The organism is Ruegeria sp. CG8 (genome assembly GCF_056537165.1).
The window spans coordinates 839,193-845,369 of the sequence record NZ_JBQFRA010000002.1; the positions used below are offsets into that span (position 1 = coordinate 839,193).

The window sequence follows — 6,177 nt, forward strand, 5'->3', positions numbered from 1 at the left end:
CTCCCTTGGTGCAGTGGCGCAGGCCCAGACAATGACTAGAAGGCCCACGCCACAGGGGCAATACCCATCGCTGCGACGTGATCACTCGCCCAGTGCGATCCCTTCTCGACGGGGATCAGCTCCGCCGTGCAGACCGTCGCGGATTTCGATGGCATGAAGGCCCGAGGTCAGATCCCGCGCGTTCACTTCAAAGCCCAGCTCGCCCAACATGTCCGCAAAGCCTTCGGCGCTTGTGCCGACTTCGACATCATAGGTCCCGAAACGGTTCACCAGATGAGGAAGGGCGACCGCCTGCTGGACGTCCATACCCCAGTCCGCCCAGGCAATGATTGATTTTGCAACATAACCGATGATCCGGCTGCCACCCGGAGACCCGATCGCCAGAACCGGAGACCCGTCCTGCATGACAATCGTCGGACTCATTGAGGAACGGGGGCGTTTGCCCGGTTCGATCCGGTTGGCAATCGGAACCCCGTCCCTGTGGGTCCGGAAGGAAAAGTCGGTCAGTTCGTTGTTCAGCAGAAAGCCGTTGGTCATCAGACGCGAACCAAAACCGTTCTCGATTGTCGTGGTCATCGAAAGCACGTTTCCATAGGCGTCCACGATCGAAATATGGGACGTCGACGGCAGCTCGATCGACGCATCGTCTGCCCAGTTCAGCGCGTGGTCAAACTCAGGATTTCCCGGCGCAACCTCGGTCAACGACCCAGCGTCATTCAGCAACGCGGCACGCTCGGCCAGATAGCCCGGATCGATCAGGCCCTGCGTCGGCATCGGAATGAAATCACTGTCGGCCATGTAGCGACCGCGATCCGCGAAGGCCAGGCGCGAGGCATCGCCGATCAGCCGCCACGCTTCGGCGCTTTCGGGACCCATCGCCGCCAAATCGTAATTGTCGAGAATGCCAAGGATCTGCCCAACCGTCAGCGCACCCGAGGACGGCGGACCCATCCCGCAGACTTCATAGCTGCGATAGGTGGCACAGATCGGCTCGCGCTCGATCACCTGATACAACGCCAGATCAACTCCGGACAGAACCCCCGGGTTGCCCGGAGCATTTCGGACAGTCCGCACGATGTCCGCCGCGATCTCTCCTCCATAAAAGCCCGCAGCCCCTTCGGACGCCAGAACGCGCAGGGTTTCGGCATAGTCTGGGTTGGTGAGGCGCTGACCCTGGGCCAGCGGCTCGCCGTCCGGCAGGAAGTAGTTGGCCGTGTCAGGGAAGCGTGCCAGACGTTCAGCGTCGGCCTGAATCAAGCCCGCCAGCCGCGGCGAAACGACAAACCCCTCGTCAGCCAGGCGGATACCATCCTCGAACAGACCGGGCCAGGGGCTGCGCCCCCAGCGCCGATGGGCTTCCTCCAACAATGCAGGCGTGCCGGGTGTCCCGACCGAAAGCCCGCCAACAACCGCGTCAAAAAATTTGAGCGGCTCGCCGCTTTCGTCCAGAAACAGGGTCGGGCTTGCCTCTCTCGGCGCGGTTTCTCGCCCATCCAAGGTGGTCAGGCGTCCGCTGGCCGCGTTGTACCAGACCAGAAAGGCGCCCCCGCCCAATCCCGAGGACTGCGGTTCGACCAGGCCCAAGACAACCTGAACGGCGACCATTGCATCCGCTGCCGTTCCACCTGCTGCCAGAACCTTGGCACCCGCTTCGACGGCCAGCGGGTTGGCCGCCGCAACCATCCAGGTTTCAGCTTTGACAGGCACGCCGTCGGCCTTGGCCTTCAGCGCGGCGATCACCTCGTCGGTCAAGGCCTGAACCTGGCCGTCGGATGCACCCTCGGGCGCGACCTCATCGGCGGTTTGCTGGGCAAACACTGGACTCGCCAGGGTCAGCGCGCAGGCCACAACAGTAGGGAACCAATTGGAGCACATAAAAAACCTCCTTATCCAAATACTGAATCTGACAGTGCACGCCACCGTGCTGCCCCGCAACCATGTGCGGGGACGACCCCCAAAGACGGCGAAGCTCTGCCTTCCAAACAGCAGGAAATCGTATGCCTTGGCGTTTTCTTACAGCATCGCGGGAACGACCTGATCGGGCGGCCGGTGCCCGTCTTCAAACGTCTTGATATTGATGATGACCTTTTCGCCCATCTCGATGCGCCCCTCAAGCGTCGCCGACCCCATATGCGGCAGCAGCACGACATTCGGCAGCTGCCGAAGGCGAGGATTCACGTCGGTGCCGTGCTCGTAGACGTCCAGCCCGGCCCCGGCGATCTCGCCCGCCCGGATCATCCGCGTCAACGCGTTTTCGTCCAACACCTCGCCCCGCGACGTGTTCACGATGACCGCCGTCGGCTTCATCAGCTTAAGACGTCGCGCGTTCATCAGATGAAATGACGACGGCGTTGATGGGCAGTTGATCGAGATCACGTCCATACGCGCCACCATCTGATCGAGGCTTTCCCAATAGGTCGCCTCAAGATCCTGTTCGATTTCGGGACGCAACCGGCGACGGTTGTGGTAGTGGACCTGCATTCCGAAGGCACGGGCGCGGCGCGCGACGGCCTGTCCGATCCGCCCCATACCCAGAATGCCCAGACGCCGGCCTCCTATCCGCCCGCCAAGGAATGCCGTCGGTGCCCAGCCGCTCCAGTCCCCCTTTTGCATAACCGACAGACCCTCGGGAATCCGACGGGTTACGGCAAGGATCAACGCCATCGTCATGTCGGCGGTATCGTCGGTCAGAACACCCGGCGTGTTCGAGACCAGGATGCCGCGCTGACGCGCCGTCGCGACATCGATATGGTCGACACCGGCGCCATAATTCGCAATCAGCCTCAGCCGCTCTCCGGCTTGGCCCAAAACACCCGCGTCGATCGTGTCCGTGATCGTCGGAACCAGCACATCGGCCTGTTTGACCGCCTCGACCAACTCGTCGCGCGTCATCGGTGTGTCGGTGTCCCGCAAACGGACGTCGAACAACTCGCTCAGACGTGTCTCGACCACTTCGGGCAACCGTCGCGTTACAACAACACTCAGACGTTCTCTTGGCACTTCAGCCCTCCTACCGCTTTGCATTCCGATGCGCGTCATGGCATCGTGGCGCAGGATCAGTCGGGGCACAAGAACCCCATGGGCATCGCTCCAACCTTTTTTGAAACACGGCAGACAGGCAAATCAGCGGGCAGGCAGTGAGTGCTTTCTTGAGGGCGAAACGCCCAGTTCTGGCATTTCTAATCACGCTTCTGTTCCTGACAGGCGCAATCGCGCACGCGCAGGAAAAACGCGGGCAGGTGACGAACCTGCCTTTGCCGCGCTACGTGTCGATGAAGGCGGCCGAGGCGAACGTACGCCGCGGTCCTTCGCTGACTCATCGCGTCGATTGGGTGTTCAAGCGACGCGGCATGCCACTTCAGGTGACGGCCGAATATGGCAACTGGCGCAAGGTTCAGGATCGCGACGGGGCCGGCGGATGGGTCCACTACGCTTTGTTGTCAGGTGTCCGCACGGTTCTGATTGAATCGGACATGCTGCCGGTCTACGCCAGCCCCGATCCCAAATCCCCGGTCAACGCTCATTTCGAAACAGGCGTCGTGGCCCGCTTGGGTACCTGCACGGTGGATTGGTGCCGCATTTCGGCCGGTGGCTATCGCGGCTGGACCCTCAAAAGCAATCTTTGGGGCGTGGAGCCCGACGAAATCCGGGAGTGAGACCCCTGCTCAGGCCGTCTCGCGGATGAAGGCCAGAACCGTTTCCGCAAGTTCTTGGGGCACGTCCTCCTGAAGGAAGTGACCGGCTTTCGGCAGCACAACATGGTTCTGTCCCGCCGCACCAGGACAAAGTTTCTGAAAAACCCCATCCACCCCGGCCATGATCCTGTCCTCAGCACCAAAAGCCGTCAGGACAGGAGTTTGCAGACCGCGGATAACGTTCCAAGCCTGTCGGTTCGGTTCAGACTCGGGATCGTCGGGGCGGTCAGGCACCAGCATCGGAAACTGTCGCGCCCCCGCCTTGTAACGATCGTCAGGGAACGGCGCGTCATAGGAAGCGACCTCGGCCTCGGTCAGCTTTGAAACCGTTCCGCCGTAGACGATGCGGCCGGCGCGGAAATCCGGCACCTCCTGGCTGAACTGTCGCCAGGCGGCAAACGCCTCGCCCAAGGGCTGGTCCCCGGTTGGCAAGGCCGTGTTGGCAACAACGACCCGGGCGAACCTGTCTGGCATCTCGGCCCACAGGCGCAACCCGATCAATCCGCCCCAGTCCTGACAGACCAGGGTGATGTCCCGCAGATCGAGTTGACGCAGAACCTCACCCATCCAGAAGACATGCCGTGCATAGGTATAGTCGTCGCGGTCGACGGGTTTGTCGGATCTGCCGAAACCCACAAGGTCCGGAGCGATGACCCGGTGACCCGCGGCAGCGACTGGCGGGATCATGTGACGGTACAGATAAGACCAACTGGGCTCGCCGTGCATCATCAGTACTGGAGCTGCCGCGCGCGGCCCCTCGTCCAGATAGTGGACCCGCAACGCGCCGCCTTCAGTATCATCCACCTCAAGGTCGTTGGGTGCGAAATCATAGTCGGGCAGATTTTGGAACCATTCGTCCGGTGTACGCAACGCCTTCATCGTCTGATCTCCCATGGTTTTTTGACAGGCTAGCATTCCTGGCCCGCGACGATAGGGTGAACGTCACGACGCGACCAACCGGAGCCGCCATGAAAGCCGTCACCTACCAGAAATTTGGACCCGCCGCCGATGTTCTGTCCATTCAAGATCTACCGGATACACCCCCGGGCCCGGGCGAAGTGACCGTTGCGCTGGCTTATTCCGGAGTGAACCCTTCGGACGTGAAGGCACGTGCGGGGGCACGGCCCGGGATCACCAAGCCGCCTTTCCAGGTAATCGTGCCGCACAGCGACGGTTCAGGTGTTATCTCTGCTGTCGGACCAGGCGTTCCGGACTCGCGGGTAGGTCAAAGGGTCTGGATCTGGAACGGCCAGTGGGGCCGTCCTTTCGGGACGGCCGCAACCCAAATCACCCTGCCCTCGGCACAGGCGGTTCACATGCCCGACCCGGTCGCCCTGCAAACCGGTGCCGTCCTCGGCATTCCCGGCCTGACCGCCAGCCACACCGTGTTTTCCGGAGGCCCGGTATCGGGTAAAACCCTGCTGGTTCACGGCGGTGCAGGGACGGTCGGATATCTTGCCGTCCAGTTGGCCAAATGGGGCGGAGCAAAGGTGCTGGCCACAGCCAGTCCACGCAACTTCGAACGTGTGACAAAGGCCGGAGCTGATGCGGTACTGGATTACACGGCGACCGATTTGCCAGCACAGATCCTGGACGCCAATCAAGGGCGTCCGGTCGATCGCATCGTCGATGTGGAGTTTGGCCAAAACGTCGAAACCAACGTTGCAGTTATCGCCGAAAGCGGAAGAATCAATGCGTATGGCTCGGCCCAGAATATGACGCCGACGCTTCCGTTTTACCCGCTCATGTTCAAATCGGTGACGTTGGAAATGGTTCTGGTGTATCTGCTGCCGGCCGAACTGCGCAACGAAGCGGTCGCGAACCTGCACCAAGCGCTGACCGACGGCGCGCTGAAATGCCCGATCCAAAAGCTCTATTCGATGGAAGAATGCGCCGCCGCACACCGTGCGGTCGAGGCCGGAAACCGAACCGGAGCGGTGCTGTTGGAGACCAAATAGATCGCCCGCAAAAAAATTTTCGCGGGTCTCGATTTTTTGCGGGAAAGCACTTGAACACCGTCACCAACAATCGTAGATAGCCGCTCACCGTTGGGGTGTAGCCAAGTGGTAAGGCAGCGGTTTTTGGTACCGTGTATCGTAGGTTCGAATCCTACCACCCCAGCCACTAAATCTCTGAAAATTGTTGGATCAAGAGATTGGGCACTATTCATTTCGAACAGTGTGCCACAGTAATTGGGATCTGTACGGCAAAGCGCAAATCGACCTGCGCAAAAATTCCAAACGTTGAAGAGCCACCTATTTTGGCTCCAAATACTGCATGTTGATCTGGGGTTCGGCGAGCGTTGTTCGCTGCGCAAGTCGCGAATCGACCGCTTTCGGCTCGACATCAATCCATCTAGAGTTTTGAATATACAAGAGGTTTCAAAGAATTGAAGTGGTGCCCGGGGGCTGCTTGGGTTTCCCCTTCAGCTCCCGTTACAGGCACCTTCGCCGTTGATGGCCTCAGTGAAATAAGGGTTATC

5 protein-coding genes and 1 tRNA gene are annotated in these 6,177 nt (G+C 60.6%); 3 read left to right on the forward strand and 3 right to left on the reverse strand.

What is annotated here, in order from left to right; all coding sequences use genetic code 11:
• Window positions 1-81 precede the first annotated feature (81 nt).
• Together ggt and ACR0EF_RS10145 are read right to left on the reverse strand one after the other, a co-directional pair.
• Entirely contained in the window at window positions 82-1,875 is a 1,794-nt protein-coding gene (ggt, locus tag ACR0EF_RS10140; RefSeq protein WP_170370925.1) for a gamma-glutamyltransferase, read from the reverse strand.
• A 138-nt stretch (window positions 1,876-2,013) separates the two neighbouring features.
• Window positions 2,014-3,000, reverse strand: coding sequence for a 2-hydroxyacid dehydrogenase (locus ACR0EF_RS10145; protein ID WP_170371979.1), 987 nt, complete (start codon window positions 2,998-3,000; stop codon window positions 2,014-2,016).
• 182 nt (window positions 3,001-3,182) lie between these two features.
• Here ACR0EF_RS10145 and ACR0EF_RS10150 point away from each other — a divergent pair, with 182 nt between their 5' ends.
• Window positions 3,183-3,656: an SH3 domain-containing protein gene (locus tag ACR0EF_RS10150; RefSeq protein ID WP_260066315.1), complete on the forward strand. Its 474-nt coding sequence runs from the start codon at window positions 3,183-3,185 to the stop codon at window positions 3,654-3,656.
• A gap of 9 nt (window positions 3,657-3,665) precedes the next feature.
• Here ACR0EF_RS10150 and ACR0EF_RS10155 read toward each other — a convergent pair whose 3' ends face one another.
• Window positions 3,666-4,589 carry a haloalkane dehalogenase gene (locus tag ACR0EF_RS10155; protein WP_217354728.1) on the reverse strand — a complete coding sequence of 308 codons (924 nt, stop codon included), beginning with the start codon at window positions 4,587-4,589 and terminating at the stop codon, window positions 3,666-3,668.
• 74 nt (window positions 4,590-4,663) lie between these two features.
• Between ACR0EF_RS10155 and ACR0EF_RS10160 the strand changes: the two genes are divergently transcribed.
• Complete coding sequence (locus ACR0EF_RS10160; RefSeq protein ID WP_170371977.1) at window positions 4,664-5,653, forward strand: NADPH:quinone reductase; 990 nt, start codon at window positions 4,664-4,666, stop codon at window positions 5,651-5,653.
• A gap of 91 nt (window positions 5,654-5,744) precedes the next feature.
• Window positions 5,745-5,819: transfer RNA gene (locus ACR0EF_RS10165), tRNA-Gln, on the forward strand.
• Window positions 5,820-6,177 lie beyond the last annotated feature (358 nt).

What these genes read in the sequence shown, in the direction of transcription:
- ggt (WP_170370925.1), bottom strand. Translation starts at nt 1,875, where the DNA reads ATGTGCTCCAATTGGTTCCCTACTGTTGTGGCCTGCGCGCTGACCCTG.
- ACR0EF_RS10155 (WP_217354728.1), bottom strand. Translation starts at nt 4,589, where the DNA reads ATGGGAGATCAGACGATGAAGGCGTTGCGTACACCGGACGAATGGTTC.
- ACR0EF_RS10160 (WP_170371977.1), top strand. Translation starts at nt 4,664, where the DNA reads ATGAAAGCCGTCACCTACCAGAAATTTGGACCCGCCGCCGATGTTCTG.